Genomic DNA, 16,648 nt, shown 5'->3' with positions numbered 1-16,648 from the left:
CGCCTTGTTATGTTTAAGACTCAAAGGGTTAAGTTTGCGATACCAAGAGCTTAACTCGACTTACCTTTGCAAACCAAAACCAGACGCTAAAAAGCTGAATTAACTCATAATTTTGAACATTCTGACTTTGAGTTTTAACGTAAGAAACCGAAAAGCCGGGGCTTTAACTTTGAAATCAAAATCACTCACCTCTCCTACACTCTGGATTTCAATGAGGCAACTCTCTGAACTTTTAGCGCCCACGAATTGGGGTCCAGAAAACAGCGACCACTGAAGTTAACTTGCCGACAAGACCAAAATTAGAAAGCTGAAAAAGCAAAGAAAAGATGCAACCAACTGATTTTACGTGACTAAACATAACGCTGCGTTAAGGGGTGAATGCCGCATAAACCAAGTTTCCGCAGACCATTTTCACCACCAAAACCAACCGCATACCAAAAATGCCACGCGGCATGAATCCCTCTTAAACGCCTTGTTATATGCTTGCATTGCACCTATAATTTATGCGCACACACAATACGCATAGGTTGCTATCATGAGAAACGCATATAGTACGCAAGCCCCAAAGAAAGCTACAAACTTAAGCTTAAACAGCGAGTTACTCGCTGAGGCTAAACGCTTAAATATAAACCTTTCGGCAACAATGGAAAAGGCACTTGAGAAAGAAGTGAGTCAACGCCTGAAAGCTGAATGGTTAGAGCAAAATGCTGATGCCATTAATGCTTGCAACGAGCTAACTGAAAACCACGGACTATTTTCTGATTCTTATCGAGTATTCTAATGCCACAATTTTCGCTATACAAAAACAACGATAAAAGCACTTCAACCGCATACCCATACTTTGTTGACGTTCAAAGTGAATTGCTTGATACATTGAACACTCGATTAGTTATTCCGCTCACGCCTACTAGGTTGTTAGAGAAAAAAGCGCCCAGTCATCTATGCCCCGTAATCCATATTGATGAAGGTGACTTCGTAATTCTGACTCATCAAATGGCAAGTGTACCAACCAAAATTCTAAAAGAGCCTGTAAATGATCTAAGCACTTTTAGAGACGAGATCATCTCTGCTATCGACTTTCTGATTACTGGCATATAACGCCGCGTTAAGGGGTGCAGGTACGCACTACAAAAGTTACCGCATCACACCTTAAGCACTAAACTTACCGCAAACTGGAAATGCCACGCGTGCCAAGTCCCTCTTTAACGCTTTGTTAGGCAAATTTCCAGTTGAGAGCCTTAGCCTCATGCTCTTTAATAAAGCTGTCTTTATGGCGGCAATATACATCTATGTCATTGTTGCAGAGCGCTGCACCAGCTTTCTTTAACACACCATACTCATCGGCTACTTCAGGAAAAGCGATAAGATACTCTTTAAAAGCGATGTGTCTTTGTGCTTCATGTGAACCTGTTAGAAAGGCGTGGACTTGATGAGTTCGTTGAACTCCACCTTTTTGAAAGTAGCGCCTACCCGGGATACCAAACTCACCTTTAGCAAGATAACCTAACGATTCCATCAAGCAACTTTGCTCATCCAGCTCACTGAGACATTTAACTTCAAGCAGAATATCTATAATTGGTTTCGCACATAGACCTTCAACTGAAGTGCTACCGATATGGTGAACCCCCACCACATTTTCTTGGCTTAACACATTACAGATTAGCGCTTTCTCTCGGTTAAAATCATCAGCCCACGACGACTGAAAATCTACGACTTCAATTATTCTTAAACTCACGCCTATCTCCATTTGCCTAACGCTTAGTTAAGGGGTGACAAACAGTTGTGCGCTAAACTTGAGCGAAGCGAAAACAGCGCACTGTTTGGCATCCCGCTTGAACTACTTGTTAGAAACCACAGCGCTCAAAAAAGCTAAAGTAACAGCCCAAACCCAAGTAAACCACTACGCCCATAGCAGAATTTAACCGCCACCCAACTTTGCCTGAATAAGCCAATTGCACTTGCCTAAACTTGAGAGAAGTTGTGCATATTGGCGACACGAAAAACCTACATGGCGGGAGTGCGAAAAATTGAAAGGCAATGCGCGCGCCGAACTATTGTTTGCAGCCCGTGCGCGTGATTAGAAGTGAAACGCGTAATCACCGCTGATTGAATTGGCTGCAAACCGCCCACCGATAACTGTAAATTCCACGAAGGTTTTCTAACGCTGCGTTAAGGGGTGAATGCCGCATAAACCAACCTTCCGCAGACCACTTTCACCACCAAAACTCACTGCAAACCAAAAATGCCACGCGGCATGAATCCCGCTTAAACGCCTTGTTATGTTTAAGACTCAAAGGGTTAAGTTTGCGATACCAAGAGCTTAACTCGACTTACCTTTGCAAACCAAAACCAGACGCTAAAAAGCTGAATTAAATCATAATTGTGATTGTGCCGACTTTGAGTTTTAACGTGAGAAACTGAAAAGCCGGCGCTTTAACTTTGAAATCAAAATCACTCACCTCGCCTACACTCTGGATTTCAATGAGGCAACTCTCTGAACTTTTAGCGCCCACGAATTGGAGTCCAGAAAACAGCGACCACTGAATTTAACTTGCCGACAAGACCAAAATTAGAAAGCCGAGAATGCAAAGAAAAGATGCAACCAACTGATTTTACGTGACTAAACATAACGCCGCGTTAAGGGGCGCAGGCACGCACTACAAACGTGACCGCATCACACCTTAACCACTAAAACCGACGCAAATTGAAAATGCCACGCGTGCCAAGTCCCTCTTTAACGCTTTGTTAGGCGCGCAGCTGTAATTGGTAAAAATCGGTTTCATCGTGCTTCGGATTAGCGCAACAATATACCCAACCATTACGCTTATAGAACCTTAACGCCCTTGCGTTCGTTCTACTCACGGAAAGCACAGCACGATCACAACCAGCTCGTGCTAATTCTGTTTCGATGTAGACCTGAACTTGCTGGCTCAAACCAGAACCGCGAACTTCAGGCAACAAGTAAACCAAATGAACATAACCGGTCTCTGGCTCGGGTGAAAAGGAACGAAACTCTAACTGCCCTACCAATTTTCCATCCAACCAGATATGGATGTAAAACCAACCTGCTTCAGATTGCCTTTCTTGGATTCGTTCTCGATAACCTGCTATGAAATCATCAAAACCCGAAAAGGTCTCGAAACTGCAATAGTAAGCATCCTTTCGAGCAGCTACACAAAAATCATAATCTTGCGCCAAATTGATCACTTTAAATTCTACGTTCATCCCTAATCCTAAAGTGAATAGCGCCTAACGCCCAATTAAGGTGTGAACCACGCGACCACTACACTCAAATTGAACACCGTAAACACTGAATTAAACCCAAACCAAAAATGCCAAGCGTGGTGAATCACTCTTAAATTGTTTGTTATGTATCACCGACGATACCAGACTTTCTCTGGCTTCTGGGCTAATTGCCAATCAACATAGTCTTGCGGTGGTCGTTCTATATCGATGATATGTTCTAGGCCAAAAGGAATTTCCACACCAAACCCCAGATATACATTTTCATCATTCGGTTCAACGCAACAAGGTTGGAAATCCAGTATGCCGATAAACTTATCGCCGACAATTTCAGATACGATTAAGTACCAAAGAAAAACCATAATCCACTGATTTTTGGTGATTAAACATAACGCCGCGTTAAGGGGTGAATGCCGCATAAACCAACCTTCCGCAGACCACTTTCACCACAAAAATCACCGCAAACCAAAAATGCCACGCGGCATGAATCCCACTTAAACGCCTTGTTATGTTTAAGACTCAAAGGGTTAAGTTTGCGATACCAAGAGCTTAACTCGACTTACCTTTGCAAACCAAAACCAGACGCTAAAAAGCTGAATTAAATCATAATTGTGATTGTGCCGACTTTGAGTTTTAACGTGAGAAACTGAAAAGCCGGCGCTTTAACTTTGAAATCAAAATCACTCACCTCGCCTACACTCTGGATTTCAATGAGGCAACTCTCTGAACTTTTAGCGCCCACGAATTGGAGTCCAGAAAACAGCGACCACTGAATTTAACTTGCCGACAAGACCAAAATTAGAAAGCCGAGAATGCAAAGAAAAGATGCAACCAACTGATTTTACGTGACTAAACATAACGCCGCGTTAAGGGGTGAATGCCGCCTAAACCAAGTTTCCGCAGACCATTTTCACCACCAAAACTCACTGCATACCAAAAATGCCACGCGGCATGAATCCCTCTTAAACGCCTTGTTATGTTTAAGGCTCAAAGGGTTGAGTTTGCGATACCAAGAGCTTAACTCGACTTACCTTTGCAAACCAAAATCAGACGCTAAAAAGCTGAATTAACTCATAAAATTGACTGTACTGACTTTGAATTTCAACGTAAGAAACCGAAAAGCCGGGCTTTAACTTTGAAATCAAAATCACTTCACTCACCTCGCCTACACTCTGCATTTCAATGAGGCAACTCTCTGAACTTTTAGCGCCCACGAATTGGAGTCCAGAAAACAGCGACCACTGAAGTTAACCTGCCGACAAGAGCAAAATAAGAAATACGAAGGAACAAAGAAAAGATGCAACCAACTGATTTTACGTGACTAAACATAACGCCCAATTAAGGTGTGAGCCACGCTACCACTGCACTCAACTTGGACGCCGTAAACACTAAACTAAACCCAAACTAAAAATGCCAAGCGTGGGGAATCACTCTTAAATTGTTTGTTATATGCCTTTCGTGCGCCTATACTTAATGCGCACCATAAATACGCATAGGTAATTATTATGAGAAACGCATATAGTACGCAAGCACCCAAGAAGGCTGCAAACTTAAGCTTAAATAGCGAGTTACTCGCTGAAGCTAAGCGCCTAAACATAAACCTCTCGGCAACAATGGAAAAAGCCCTTGAAAAAGAAGTAAATCAGCGCCGTAAGACTGAGTGGTTAGAGCAAAATGCTGATGCTATCAACGCTTGCAATGAACTAACCGAAAATCACGGTCTGTTTTCTGATTCTTATCGAGTATTCTAATGTCACAGTTTTCACTATACCAAAATAACGATAAAAGCACTGCTACCGCTTACCCATACTTTGTTGATGTTCAAAGTGAAATGCTTGATACACTGAATACCCGACTGGTGATTCCATTAACACCGGTTGAAATGTTAGAGAAGAAAGCCCCTACTCACCTATGCCCAGTGATCCACATTGATGAAGGTGACTTCGTAATCCTAACTCACCAAATGGCGAGTGTACCAACTAAGATATTGCGTGATCCGGTAAATGATTTGAGCACTTTTAGAAACGAGATTATTGCTGCTATCGACTTCCTGATTACTGGCATATAACGCCCAATTAAGGTGTGAGCCACGCGACCACGACACTCAAATTGAACACCGTAAACACTAAATTTGACCCAAGCCCAAAATGCCAAGCGTGGGGAATCACTCTTAAATTGTTTGTTAGGCCTTAGCTTGAGAATGATCCCAAAACTTATAATTAAGTGAACTCTCTGTTTTATTTATTGCACTAATTATTCTATCAGCCTCTTCTTTCGAGATTTCTCCCGCTTTCATGCGTTTAATAGTACTTTTCTTTGTCTCAGCACGCTCTTTAAACCTTTGACGGTTTAGATCGATACCTTGGATATACGTTTTAGCTATAAATCTTAAAATATCAGCATGGGCAATGCAAAATTCAATATACGGTTTAACGCTAGCGGTAACATCTTCCCAGCGCTGACTTTCATCTGCAAGCTGATCAAAATCGCAAGGCTTAATAATTTTATTTGTAGGTATGCCAGATTTTTCCAAACCTGATTCAGCGTAGATTTTTCTAGCTAACTCAGAACAGTACGAATATTTTTTAGCTGGTTTTTTACTTGGAAAAATAAGGTAAGGCTGCTCTAAGTAATATGCACACATCTTCATTATGGTTTCATGATGTTTCTCACTCACTTCTTTACAACGAATAACCTGCCAATCAGCCTCTACATCATTTAATAAATCTGGAATAACTCGTGGTGAAACTCCAATTTTAGGCACAGCATCAACACAAATAAAATCCATTTGAGAAACTATCACATGGCTGGATCTTGCTTTTGAATACACACGCTTCTGAGCTTTTAATAACGCCTTTGATGTCCCCGCAGTTCCTAGAACAAGGATGATATCGCCAGGTTGCAAGGCATCGCTAAAGGTATTCAACCCATCAACAAATGCATTTTTCTCTCCCCTTACCATTGCTCTATAGATAGGTAAATGCTCTTTTGTAATACCGGCATATAATCCAAACATATCCAACTGACTATCAGGCATTTGTTTGAACTGATTAATAACATCAAGTTGCCTACTTTCGCTGCCACCTATTTCTCTGAATACTTGTGCTGTAGCTGTTCTTGATATTACTTTTTGAATACGACTCAACTATCTGATTCCCTTATTCTATGTGGACACAAAAGGCCTAACGCTGCGTTAAGGGGTGAATGCCGCATAAATCAACTTTCCGCAGAGCACTTTCACCACCAAAACTCACTGCAAACCAAAAATGCCACGCGGCATGAATCCCTCTTAAACGCCTTGTTATGTTTAAGACTCAAAGGGGTAAGTTTTGCAATACCAAGAGCTTAACTCGACTTATCTTTGAAAACCAAAGTTAGAAGCTAAAAAGCTGAATTAACTCATAAATTTGATTGTACTGATATTGAGATTTTAGCGAGAGAAACCGAAAACTGGTGCTCAAACGTTGAAACTAACATCGCTTCATTCGACTCACAAACGCACTGAATTTCAATGAGGCAACTCTTTGAATTTTTAGCGTCCACGAATTGGAGTCCAGAAAACAGCGACCACTAAACGTAACTTGCCGACAAGACCAAAATCAGAAAGCTGAGAAAGCAAAGAAAAGATGCAACCAACTGATTTTACGTGACTAAACATAACGCTGCGTTAAGGGGTGAATGCCGCCCAAACCAACCTTCCGCAAACCAGTTTCACCACAAAAACTCACCGCATACCAAAAATGCCACGCGGCATGAATCCCGCTTAAACGCCTTGTTATACGTGGATTTTGTAGGTTAAGTCGGCGACTTCGTCACCTGTAATGCCTCTGAAACCCCAACAATGGGAAGGCTGCTCTTTAATTGTGATTTCAATATCAACGGGGAAATGCCTAATCGAGATTCAATGTTACTAAAAAGCGCTTTGATCAATGCCTTTTTCGTTTCTACTTTGCGACCTTCCATCATGTTTACTTCAATCACCGTGTAGGCATCAGTGCGATCACTAGGATAGTAGAAATCACTTTTATCAAGCGGAATAAACCTGTGAGCTCGTTTATCCTCGGGCAAGCCTAGAGCTTGAGTCATTGAGTTCTGAATCACATCGGACAACTCAGCTTTAATTGGATTCAAATGATCTTTTATTCCGTATATGACGACCACGATTTCTCCTTAAACGTATAACGCCGCGTTAAGGGGTGAATGCCGCATAAACCAACCTTATGCAGACCACTTTCACCACAAAAATCACCGCAAACCAAAAATGCCACGCGGCATGAATCCCGCTTAAACGCCTTGTTATGCTTAAGCTTCAATAACTTGCGTTTTACTAAAAACAAGATTAACTCGATTTTGATTTACAAACAAAAACCAAAACGTAGAAAACCGAAATGAATCATAGTTTTGATAATCAGGCTCGGAATTTTGGCAAATCTAGTTTGAAGTTTGAAAACCTAGAAATGGATTTCTGATTGAGCCAACCGCCCTAACCTCGCGCTTACCCGAAAATTGATTGAGGCAACACTCAGAGCTTTCAGCGCCAAAGAATAAGTGTCCGAAAAACAGCGCCCACTGAAGCCAACTTGCCGACAAACACCAAACTGAAAAGCCAAGGGAACAAAGAAAAACCATAACCAACTGAGGTGAGTAGGCCACCGGAACCACCCCAGCAGCCTCTCGCAGAACCGTACGTGAACCTCTCAGCTCATACGGCTCCCATCAAGTAAAACTTCTTGCTGAACCAAATTTCCAGTGAGGAAACAATCTAGGGCATTGAGCCGATAGCTTATCAAAGAACGCTACGGTTCGACTTTTGTGACATTTTAGCGATTTGAATTTCCTTCTCGCCCAACGTACTAAAGTCTTGTTGAAGTGTCTGAATACCGAGTCTAATTCGCTTCGCCTGAACTTTCCGTAGTAGTTTATCCAACCATTCAGCATTGGACTTAACCATCTGCTTAATTGCTCTAAGCTGTACTGCGTTTCCTGGCGAACTCTTAGCTCTCTGATTTGCCTTCGCATGACTTTCTTTGCTGCCATACTGACCGCAGGCAGGAATCGATTATAGAGTTGACCTGTACGTTTACACTTATTTGTTCTGGCCCTGAAGGTATACCCTAGAAAATCAAATTGTTTATGCTCTATATGCTTACCTGACCCTCGTCTAATATCATCTTTGCAGTAAACAATCTTCGTCTTAATTGGGTGCATCTCCAGTCCGCACTCCTTGAAGCGCTTCGCTAGCTCATCCCTCAACTTCTCCGCTTTCGGCTTTGTCCTTGCATGGACAAGTCCATCATCTGCGTATCGACACCATGGGTTGTCTGGATAATTCTTCTCCAGCCATTTATCAAAAACATAGTGAAGAAATAGGTTGGCAAGCACTGGGCTTACCACGCCACCTTGTGGCGTTCCTAACTCTCTTTCTGTTTGCGTCCCATCTGCTTTCTGTAACGGAGCAACTAACCACCTTTCGATGTACAGTGTTATCCATTGATAATCCCGGCTCTGACTCTCTTCAGCGAGCTGAACATGTTTCTTTACCGCTTTCATCAACAAGTCATGACGAATATTGTCAAAGAGACCTTTGATATCAAACTCTAGTACCCAATCATACTGCCAACATCGTCTTCTAGTGACTTCTATCGCATCATGAGCAGATTTACCCACTCGATAGCCGTAAGAGTCATCTAGGAAGTGATGCTCGAGCATGATTTCAAGCTTGTCTCTTACCACAGTTTGCGCCACTCGGTCGCTGACCGTTGGGATACCCAATACCCTCTCTCCACCAGACTTTTTCGGTATACTTACCGCTGCGACCGGTGTGGGAAAGTAGGACCCCGATGACATTCTGTTCCATATCTTGTAAAGGTTGTTTTTAAGGTCTTTTTCAAAGTCCTCTATCGTTACTCCATCCACTCCGGCTCCGCCTTTGTTGGCTTTTACCTTCTCGAACGCAGTCATTACATCCCATTTGGATATTGCAAAAGGTTTTGGTTGTCCGTGCGACCTCCTCCTGCCTGTCGGCAGTTGAGTCATCGTTCCAACCGACTTGACGCAATCCCTTCGCTCCACGCTCATTACAAGCCCTTCATCACTACTACGAATTGCTCCGCCCCAGTATCACGCATCGGTACTCTCATACTCATGAATTTAGTCATTTATATTTCTTCCTTTACATCGTGATGACTGGTTCCCGTGGTTCCCACAAAGAGCCTAGTGCAAAGTCATGCCCACTTTACGCCGAGCACCGCACACCCAGCATTCGGAATTTACCGGTGTACTCGTCCTGAGATAATAAAACGACCTCAGTTTTGATGCTGGTTCTAATTAACGACGCGTCCACATGGGTTCGGGATTACTCATCTCCTTGCACTCTACCTTGCCAGAATTCTATTCTGACTTTCCTTCAACGCTTCTGACCATTACTCTTAATAACAGCCACTTGAAAGTGGTTTAGAGCCGACTTCCGACAGCAGACTCTGGAGGGCCTACCTCCATCTCTTCATGAGCTTATGCTCATTCTCCTGTTTACCTTCCTTAGATAACAGGATCCTGTGCCCACGGCACACTTTTACTTGATTAAGCATAACGCCGCATTAAGGGGTGAACAACGCCCAAACTAACTCAATGCAAACTACGCTCACCAAGATAGCTACTACATGCTAAAAATGCCATGCGTTGTGAATCCCACTTAAATGCTTTGTTAGGTTACGATGTCTCATTTTGAGTGTGATTTTCACCGCACTACTATCCGATTTTCGTAATTATCAGTCGTCAACTCGACCAATATCACAATTGCATAATACCAATAAATCAATAACTTATGCACCATTAAACATACGATAAAACTCACATTCTCTGGAAGCAATATAAGGATATAGAGAAATATGATTATTGGTGTATAAACTATGACTGAATCATCTCAAGATAAGACTAAGCGTAAGCTGATTAATCACATTAAAACCATCAAGCCCACGCATCAGACAGCGATATTTTTTAATAACTTTGATGATGCATTTCTGTTCAACAATTTGATGCAGGAAATTAAAAAACCTGTCAGTGCTGCATTCAAAAGTATCACTATGATTTGGGTGTTGAGATTAAAAAATCAGTTCAGATATGGCACTGTCGGATACATTCAAATTCTCACCTCTGCCGAACTTGATTTGAACTTGCTTAGCAAAGTGCTCTCTCGATACACCTATGACAGCCAAGTTAGAGTCGCACAACGTCCATTTGACCGAGAAAAATATACAGACACGGTATCAAAGCAAAGGCTTGCCAATTTAGCCGCCTATTTAGGCTCTGAGACAAGCCCAAGACGTTATGCCATAACCAACAAGCCTAGAATGAATAGACACGCTCAGAATTGATTCTAGCGATAATGAGAAGCACTATCACCGAAACAAACTGGTATCATATGTTAGTCCATGTTTATATGAGAACTATTCTTCTGCAATTACCGAATCAGGCATAATCTCGCCATTTTCATTATAAATTACATGACTACCAGCTTTGATTAAATCGAAATCCCGCTGAAGCCAATGACCAATCTTTTGCTCCAAAGGCTTACTGCCAACAGAATCTAATAAGCATGCAGGAAACGAAAAGTCATAATCTGCACTTCTAAAGTTCAGATGTCGATGTGATGGAACAGGTTCAAACTCACAACCAAACTTTGTGGTCAGTACGTCTGCAATCAATTTTTCAGCTAAATTTACGTCCATTAGGTACTCCCTTTTGTGAAGCAACCTAACGCTGCGTTAAGGGGTGAATGCCGCATAAGCCAAGCTTCCGCAGACCACTTTCACCACCAAAACCAACCGCAAACCAAAAATGCCACGCGGCATGAATCCCTCTTAAACGCCTTGTTATGTTTAAGACTCAAAGGGTTAAGTTTTACGATACCAAGAGCTTAACTCGACTTACCTTTGAAAACCAAAACTAGACGCTAAAAAGCTTAATTAACTCATAAATTTAGTTGTAATGACTTTGAATTTTAGCGTAAGAAACCGAAAACTTGAGCTCAAACTTTGAAACTAAGATCGCTTCATTCGACTCACAAACGCACTGAACTTAAATGAGGCAACACTCTGAATTTTTAGCGCCCACGAATTGGAGTCCAGAAAACAGCGACCACTGAAGTTAACCTGCCGACATGACCAAAATTGGAAATACGAAGGAACAAAGAAAAGATGCAACCAACTGATTTTACGTGACTAAACATAACGCTCTGTTAAGGGGTGAGCAACGCAATACATAAGCCGCCGCATACCACCTTAATCACTAAAACCAACGCATAGTAAAAATGCCACGCGTTGCGAATCCCTCTTGAACAGTTTGTTAGCTATTGATTGCACACTTAAAGTTTTGATATCTCGTCAGAGCAAAACTCAGCTAGCAGACCATCCTCAAGCCAAACCTCATACAAAGGACCACCAAAGTGTTTTCTAAAACGATGAACTAATTGATGTTTCTCTGCTATTGCGACTAACTCATCTACCGTTTTGTTTGCTTCGAGCATAAAGTGAGAAGCATGAAAATTTTGGTTTTTACCTTGCTCTTCATAAATTGCAGCTAAGTCACCGAACGTCAATTTATACTGCACTGGAATGAACTCTATTAGTTCATTATCACTCTCACTCCAAACACACATCCATGCACCAATCATTGTCTTTGACGGAAATGCTTTAGCCTCACCATTTGTAAGCTCAGCTAAAATCTCCGAGCTACGCTTCGGTTGGTATGAGTTAATAGATAAATGCTTAATTTTCATTTAATTTCTCGATCTTCCCTGAGATAGCTAACGCCCAATTAAGGGGTGAGCAACGCTACAACCCAACCTAAAGCATTGTGCCGTAACCACTAAAATTGAAGTAGAAGCAAAAATGCCAAGCGTTGGGAATCCCTCTTAAATTGTTTGTTAGTTTGCTTGCCCCATGCTACCCAATTTTTCCACAACGCGCTGAAATGGTTACAAAACTACTGACTTTGAACCCAAATGTAAAACTTATAGCCAGAGTTTCAAATCCAACCGACAAAACGGACTTGGCTAGAATTGGGAGCGAAATAGCCGCAAAGAAACCGCGCGAAAGAACTATCACAAAAAAGTTAGAACCAGTAAACGACTACACCACCGCGAACACTTCTTTTATAGTGCCACCGGAAAGTTCGTGATGTTGGCAAACCAACAGGTGTAAAGCCCAGTAACCGAACTAGCCTTTTTTTAACTTTGCAAACTAACGCCCAATTAAGGTGTGAGGCACGCAATACCGATGCCACCACATACCACCTTAATCACTAAAATTAACGCATAGTAAAAATGCCAAGCGTGCCGAATCACTCTTAAATTGTTTGTTAGTTTGCGTGCCAAAGTGACACAGATATTGCTTATTACACACTTTAAGACCATAATACACATGTGACATTTTGACACAACAGGAGATAACATTATGGCTACTACTTTGCCTCGCATCACCGCTAGAGTTGATGTCGATACACAAGACTTACTTACTAAGGCTGCCGCGATCGCCGGCATGTCTAGCATCAACTCGTTTGTTCTAAGCGCTGCAATCGAAAAAGCTAAACAAGTCATCGAACGTGAACAGGCTTTAAAACTAAGCCAAGCAGATGCGATGTTGCTCATGGAAGCTTTAGATCGTCCTGCAACACAGAACTCAAAACTAAAAGCTGCTGCTGATCGATACGAGAGCAAAACTCAATGATGAATACGGTACTTCTAGATAAAGCTAAACACGATAGAAACCGATTCAACTGTGGCATCGAAGCTCTCAATAATTACTTAAAAGTAATGGCGAGTCAGCAAGCAAAGAAGGACAACACCAGAACTTTTGTTTTGGAAGATGATAGCGACAATTCACATGTTATCGGCTTTTATACGCTAACAATGACACCAATTGACTTAAAGGCATTGCCTGATAAGTTACAAAAAAAGCACCAATCATCCACCTCTGGTGGTCTGATTGCCCGCCTTGCTGTCGATGACCGATACAAAGGGAAAGGATTTGGTGAGTGGCTGCTTATCGACGCACTCAGAAAACTATTAGCCGCTAGTGATAGCGTTGCATTTCCAGTTGTTATCGTTGATGCCAAAGACGGTGCGAAACATTTCTATGAACGCTATGGTTTTCAAGCATTTCATGATGCCGAAAACAAACTCTTCATCACCATTGCAGATGTGAGAGCAAGCTTAGGCTAGTTAACCGCTAGCCTTTAGCAAACTAACGCTGCGTTAAGGGGTGAGTGCCGCCTAAACCAACTTCCCGCAGACCACTTTCACCACAAAACTCACCGCAAACCAAAAATGCCACGCGGCATGAATCCCTCTTAAACGCCTTGTTATGTGAATTTTTCCAGCACGCTCAATATACACAACCATTAAACTCAATGACTTGATTGCTTAGAGCGTCACCAACATTGTAAGTCTTAACCATGCCTCCACGGTAGACAAACTCGTTCCAATTTTTCTGCTGTATATCGTAGTAATGAATAGGACAAATTAACTCTGAATACCCTGAACTTCGATATACATCTGGCTCATAAGCGAAAAGAAAAGAATGAGTTACACCAAAAGACACCAAGTATTTATCCAGTTCTTTTACGACAAGTTTGGCCAAACCCAAACCACGCTTATTTGGTGCAACTGCTATACCGCCAACTATGCCCGCTTTGAAATTGACAGAGCCCTGTGACATTAACCGGCTATAAGCAAAGCCTGTAGCAACAATCTGACTGTCGTCCTCAATGAGAACTACACAAACTAATTCGTGGTTAAAATTGACTACAGAATCTTGAACAAAAACTGAGTTTAGATGTGCATTAATTGAAGCTTCATACGCCTCAATTTCACCACTTTTGACTAGTGATATTTTCAAGATTAGCTCCATTCACATAACGCTGCGTTAAGGGGTGAATGCCGCATAAACCAAGCTTCCGCAGACCACTTTCACCACCAAAACTCACTGCAAACCAAAAATGCCACGCGGCATGAATCCCGCTTAAACGCCTTGTTATGCTTAAGCTTCAATAGGTTACGTTTTTCTGGAAACAAGATTAACTCGACTTTGATTCAGAAACAAAAGCCAAAACTTAGAAAACCGAAATGAATCATAGTTTTGATAATCAGGCTCGGAATTCTGGCAAATCTTGTTTGGAGTTTAAAAAATCAAAATGGATTTCTGATTGAGTCAACCGCTCTAACCTCGCGCTTACCCGAAAATTGATTGAGGCAACTCTCTGAATTTTCAGCGCCAAAGAATAAGTGTCCGAAAAACAGCGCTCAAAAAAACCGGCTTGCCGACAAACACCAAACTGAAAAGCCAAGGGAACAAAGAAAAACCATAACCAACTGAGGTGAGTAGGCCACCGGAACCACCCCAGCAGCCTCTCGCAGAACCGTACGTGAACCTCTCAGCTCATACGGCTCCCATCAAGTAAAACTTCTTGCTGAACCAAATTTCCAGTGAGGAAACAATCTAGGACATTGAGCCGATAGCTTATCAAAGAACGCTACGGTTCGACTTTTGTGACATTTTAGCGATTTGAATTTCCTTCTCGCCCAACGTACTAAAGTCTTGTTGAAGTGTCTGAATACCGAGTCTAATTCGCTTCGCCTGAACTTTCCGTAGTAGTTTATCCAACCATTCAGCATTGGACTTAACCATCTGCTTAATTGCTCTAAGCTGTACTGCGTTTCCTGGCGAACTCTTAGCTCTCTGATTTGCCTTCGCATGACTTTCTTTGCTGCCATACTGACCGCAGGCAGGAATCGATTATAGAGTTGACCTGTACGTTTACACTTATTTGTTCTGGCCCTGAAGGTATACCCTAGAAAATCAAATTGTTTATGCTCTATATGCTTACCTGACCCTCGTCTAATATCATCTTTGCAGTAAACAATCTTCGTCTTAATTGGGTGCATCTCCAGTCCGCACTCCTTGAAGCGCTTCGCTAGCTCATCCCTCAACTTCTCCGCTTTCGGCTTTGTCCTTGCATGGACAAGTCCATCATCTGCGTATCGACACCATGGGTTGTCTGGATAATTCTTCTCCAGCCATTTATCAAAAACATAGTGAAGAAATAGGTTGGCAAGCACTGGGCTTACCACGCCACCTTGTGGCGTTCCTAACTCTCTTTCTGTTTGCGTCCCATCTGCTTTCTGTAACGGAGCAACTAACCACCTTTCGATGTACAGTGTTATCCATTGATAATCCCGGCTCTGACTCTCTTCAGCGAGCTGAACATGTTTCTTTACCGCTTTCATCAACAAGTCATGACGAATATTGTCAAAGAGACCTTTGATATCAAACTCTAGTACCCAATCATACTGCCAACATCGTCTTCTAGTGACTTCTATCGCATCATGAGCAGATTTACCCACTCGATAGCCGTAAGAGTCATCTAGGAAGTGATGCTCGAGCATGATTTCAAGCTTGTCTCTTACCACAGTTTGCGCCACTCGGTCGCTGACCGTTGGGATACCCAATACCCTCTCTCCACCAGACTTTTTCGGTATACTTACCGCTGCGACCGGTGTGGGAAAGTAGGACCCCGATGACATTCTGTTCCATATCTTGTAAAGGTTGTTTTTAAGGTCTTTTTCAAAGTCCTCTATCGTTACTCCATCCACTCCGGCTCCGCCTTTGTTGGCTTTTACCTTCTCGAACGCAGTCATTACATCCCATTTGGATATTGCAAAAGGTTTTGGTTGTCCGTGCGACCTCCTCCTGCCTGTCGGCAGTTGAGTCATCGTTCCAACCGACTTGACGCAATCCCTTCGCTCCACGCTCATTACAAGCCCTTCATCACTACTACGAATTGCTCCGCCCCAGTATCACGCATCGGTACTCTCATACTCATGAATTTAGTCATTTATATTTCTTCCTTTACATCGTGATGACTGGTTCCCGTGGTTCCCACAAAGAGCCTAGTGCAAAGTCATGCCCACTTTACGCCGAGCACCGCACACCCAGCATTCGGAATTTACCGGTGTACTCGTCCTGAGATAATAAAACGACCTCAGTTTTGATGCTGGTTCTAATTAACGACGCGTCCACATGGGTTCGGGATTACTCATCTCCTTGCACTCTACCTTGCCAGAATTCTATTCTGACTTTCCTTCAACGCTTCTGACCATTACTCTTAATAACAGCCACTTGAAAGTGGTTTAGAGCCGACTTCCGACAGCAGACTCTGGAGGGCCTACCTCCATCTCTTCATGAGCTTATGCTCATTCTCCTGTTTACCTTCCTTAGATAACAGGATCCTGTGCCCACGGCACACTTTTACTTGATTAAGCATAACGCTGCGTTAAGGGGTGAATGCCGCATAAACCAACCTTCCGCAAGCCACATTCACCGCCAAAATCACCGCAAACTAAAAATGC

At 42.5% G+C, this 16,648-nt stretch carries 16 protein-coding genes and 1 pseudogene; 7 read left to right on the top strand and 10 right to left on the bottom strand.

The window, feature by feature from the left end; translation table 11 throughout:
- The first annotated feature begins 535 nt into the window (after positions 1-535).
- Together AOT11_RS14300 and AOT11_RS14295 are read left to right on the top strand one after the other, a co-directional pair.
- The gene (locus tag AOT11_RS14300) at positions 536-781 is read left to right on the top strand and encodes a type II toxin-antitoxin system CcdA family antitoxin (protein ID WP_017420672.1); all 246 of its coding nucleotides are present in this window, start codon (positions 536-538) and stop codon (positions 779-781) included.
- The gene (locus tag AOT11_RS14295; RefSeq protein ID WP_017420671.1) at positions 781-1,098 is read left to right on the top strand and encodes a CcdB family protein; all 318 of its coding nucleotides are present in this window, start codon (positions 781-783) and stop codon (positions 1,096-1,098) included. The genes AOT11_RS14300 and AOT11_RS14295 overlap by 1 nt, the downstream gene beginning before the upstream one ends.
- A gap of 115 nt (positions 1,099-1,213) precedes the next feature.
- Here AOT11_RS14295 and AOT11_RS14290 read toward each other — a convergent pair whose 3' ends face one another.
- From AOT11_RS14290 to AOT11_RS14275, 3 genes are all read right to left on the bottom strand, one after another.
- On the bottom strand, positions 1,214-1,735 hold the full coding sequence (locus tag AOT11_RS14290; RefSeq protein WP_017420670.1) for a GrpB family protein: 522 nt from the start codon (positions 1,733-1,735) through the stop codon (positions 1,214-1,216).
- A gap of 1,010 nt (positions 1,736-2,745) precedes the next feature.
- A complete protein-coding gene (locus AOT11_RS14280; protein ID WP_001100124.1) occupies positions 2,746-3,225 on the bottom strand; it encodes a GNAT family N-acetyltransferase in 480 nt (159 codons plus the stop codon).
- A 149-nt stretch (positions 3,226-3,374) separates the two neighbouring features.
- The gene (locus tag AOT11_RS14275) at positions 3,375-3,662 is read right to left on the bottom strand and encodes a hypothetical protein (protein WP_223848400.1); all 288 of its coding nucleotides are present in this window, start codon (positions 3,660-3,662) and stop codon (positions 3,375-3,377) included.
- Between the two features lie 1,086 nt (positions 3,663-4,748).
- Here AOT11_RS14275 and AOT11_RS14260 point away from each other — a divergent pair.
- Positions 4,749-4,994 (top strand): type II toxin-antitoxin system CcdA family antitoxin, encoded by a 246-nt coding sequence (locus AOT11_RS14260; RefSeq protein WP_026050326.1) that lies wholly within the window; start codon positions 4,749-4,751, stop codon positions 4,992-4,994.
- A complete protein-coding gene (locus AOT11_RS14255; RefSeq protein WP_026050327.1) occupies positions 4,994-5,311 on the top strand; it encodes a CcdB family protein in 318 nt (105 codons plus the stop codon). Before AOT11_RS14260 ends, AOT11_RS14255 begins: the two co-directional genes overlap by 1 nt.
- Positions 5,312-5,425: 114 nt before the next feature.
- On the opposite strand, the gene AOT11_RS14250 is transcribed toward AOT11_RS14255, so the two are convergent.
- The 3 genes and pseudogenes from AOT11_RS14250 to ltrA (AOT11_RS14220) all read right to left on the bottom strand — a co-directional run bounded on the left by AOT11_RS14250 (position 5,426) and on the right by ltrA (AOT11_RS14220) (position 9,204).
- A complete protein-coding gene (locus AOT11_RS14250) occupies positions 5,426-6,388 on the bottom strand; it encodes a YiiX/YebB-like N1pC/P60 family cysteine hydrolase (protein ID WP_017420613.1) in 963 nt (320 codons plus the stop codon).
- A 630-nt stretch (positions 6,389-7,018) separates the two neighbouring features.
- A pseudogene (locus AOT11_RS14235) lies at positions 7,019-7,404 on the bottom strand (tautomerase family protein).
- A gap of 555 nt (positions 7,405-7,959) precedes the next feature.
- Positions 7,960-9,204, bottom strand: a complete 1,245-nt coding sequence (gene ltrA / locus AOT11_RS14220; protein ID WP_237342674.1) for a group II intron reverse transcriptase/maturase — start codon at positions 9,202-9,204, stop codon at positions 7,960-7,962.
- Between the two features lie 947 nt (positions 9,205-10,151).
- Between ltrA (AOT11_RS14220) and AOT11_RS14215 the strand changes: the two genes are divergently transcribed.
- Complete coding sequence (locus tag AOT11_RS14215) at positions 10,152-10,616, top strand: hypothetical protein (protein ID WP_017420537.1); 465 nt, start codon at positions 10,152-10,154, stop codon at positions 10,614-10,616.
- 72 nt (positions 10,617-10,688) lie between these two features.
- On the opposite strand, the gene AOT11_RS14210 is transcribed toward AOT11_RS14215, so the two are convergent.
- Positions 10,689-10,970 carry a hypothetical protein gene (locus tag AOT11_RS14210; RefSeq protein ID WP_017420536.1) on the bottom strand — a complete coding sequence of 94 codons (282 nt, stop codon included), beginning with the start codon at positions 10,968-10,970 and terminating at the stop codon, positions 10,689-10,691.
- Between the two features lie 635 nt (positions 10,971-11,605).
- Positions 11,606-12,019, bottom strand: a complete 414-nt coding sequence (locus AOT11_RS14195) for a hypothetical protein (RefSeq protein ID WP_017420535.1) — start codon at positions 12,017-12,019, stop codon at positions 11,606-11,608.
- A 676-nt stretch (positions 12,020-12,695) separates the two neighbouring features.
- Here AOT11_RS14195 and AOT11_RS14185 point away from each other — a divergent pair.
- Complete coding sequence (locus tag AOT11_RS14185) at positions 12,696-12,968, top strand: type II toxin-antitoxin system TacA family antitoxin (RefSeq protein ID WP_017420534.1); 273 nt, start codon at positions 12,696-12,698, stop codon at positions 12,966-12,968.
- Positions 12,965-13,462, top strand: a complete 498-nt coding sequence (locus AOT11_RS14180; protein WP_017420533.1) for a GNAT family N-acetyltransferase — start codon at positions 12,965-12,967, stop codon at positions 13,460-13,462. The genes AOT11_RS14185 and AOT11_RS14180 overlap by 4 nt, the downstream gene beginning before the upstream one ends.
- A 163-nt stretch (positions 13,463-13,625) precedes the next feature.
- Here the strand turns inward: AOT11_RS14180 and AOT11_RS14170 are convergent, their stop codons facing one another.
- Entirely contained in the window at positions 13,626-14,138 is a 513-nt protein-coding gene (locus tag AOT11_RS14170; protein ID WP_017420532.1) for a GNAT family N-acetyltransferase, read from the bottom strand.
- Between the two features lie 554 nt (positions 14,139-14,692).
- Positions 14,693-15,937, bottom strand: a complete 1,245-nt coding sequence (ltrA, locus tag AOT11_RS14155; RefSeq protein ID WP_237342674.1) for a group II intron reverse transcriptase/maturase — start codon at positions 15,935-15,937, stop codon at positions 14,693-14,695.
- Positions 15,938-16,648: the final 711 nt, after the last annotated feature.

Origin of the sequence: Vibrio vulnificus NBRC 15645 = ATCC 27562 (genome assembly GCF_002224265.1) — a bacterium.
GTDB lineage: Bacteria > Pseudomonadota > Gammaproteobacteria > Enterobacterales > Vibrionaceae > Vibrio > Vibrio vulnificus.
The sequence above is the reverse complement of the archived record's forward strand: the minus strand, read 5'-3'. Positions and strand labels throughout refer to the sequence as shown.

Bases quoted from the DNA above. Each gene is read 5' to 3' on its own strand.
- ltrA (WP_237342674.1), bottom strand. From the start codon at position 9,204: ATGACTGCGTTCGAGAAGGTAAAAGCCAACAAAGGCGGAGCCGGAGTG.
- AOT11_RS14180 (WP_017420533.1), top strand. From the start codon at position 12,965: ATGATGAATACGGTACTTCTAGATAAAGCTAAACACGATAGAAACCGA.
- AOT11_RS14210 (WP_017420536.1), bottom strand. From the start codon at position 10,970: ATGGACGTAAATTTAGCTGAAAAATTGATTGCAGACGTACTGACCACA.
- AOT11_RS14280 (WP_001100124.1), bottom strand. From the start codon at position 3,225: ATGAACGTAGAATTTAAAGTGATCAATTTGGCGCAAGATTATGATTTT.
- AOT11_RS14260 (WP_026050326.1), top strand. From the start codon at position 4,749: ATGAGAAACGCATATAGTACGCAAGCACCCAAGAAGGCTGCAAACTTA.
- AOT11_RS14255 (WP_026050327.1), top strand. From the start codon at position 4,994: ATGTCACAGTTTTCACTATACCAAAATAACGATAAAAGCACTGCTACC.
- ltrA (WP_237342674.1), bottom strand. From the start codon at position 15,937: ATGACTGCGTTCGAGAAGGTAAAAGCCAACAAAGGCGGAGCCGGAGTG.
- AOT11_RS14295 (WP_017420671.1), top strand. From the start codon at position 781: ATGCCACAATTTTCGCTATACAAAAACAACGATAAAAGCACTTCAACC.
- AOT11_RS14300 (WP_017420672.1), top strand. From the start codon at position 536: ATGAGAAACGCATATAGTACGCAAGCCCCAAAGAAAGCTACAAACTTA.
- AOT11_RS14185 (WP_017420534.1), top strand. From the start codon at position 12,696: ATGGCTACTACTTTGCCTCGCATCACCGCTAGAGTTGATGTCGATACA.
- AOT11_RS14275 (WP_223848400.1), bottom strand. From the start codon at position 3,662: ATGCGGCATTCACCCCTTAACGCGGCGTTATGTTTAATCACCAAAAAT.
- AOT11_RS14215 (WP_017420537.1), top strand. From the start codon at position 10,152: ATGACTGAATCATCTCAAGATAAGACTAAGCGTAAGCTGATTAATCAC.
- AOT11_RS14195 (WP_017420535.1), bottom strand. From the start codon at position 12,019: ATGAAAATTAAGCATTTATCTATTAACTCATACCAACCGAAGCGTAGC.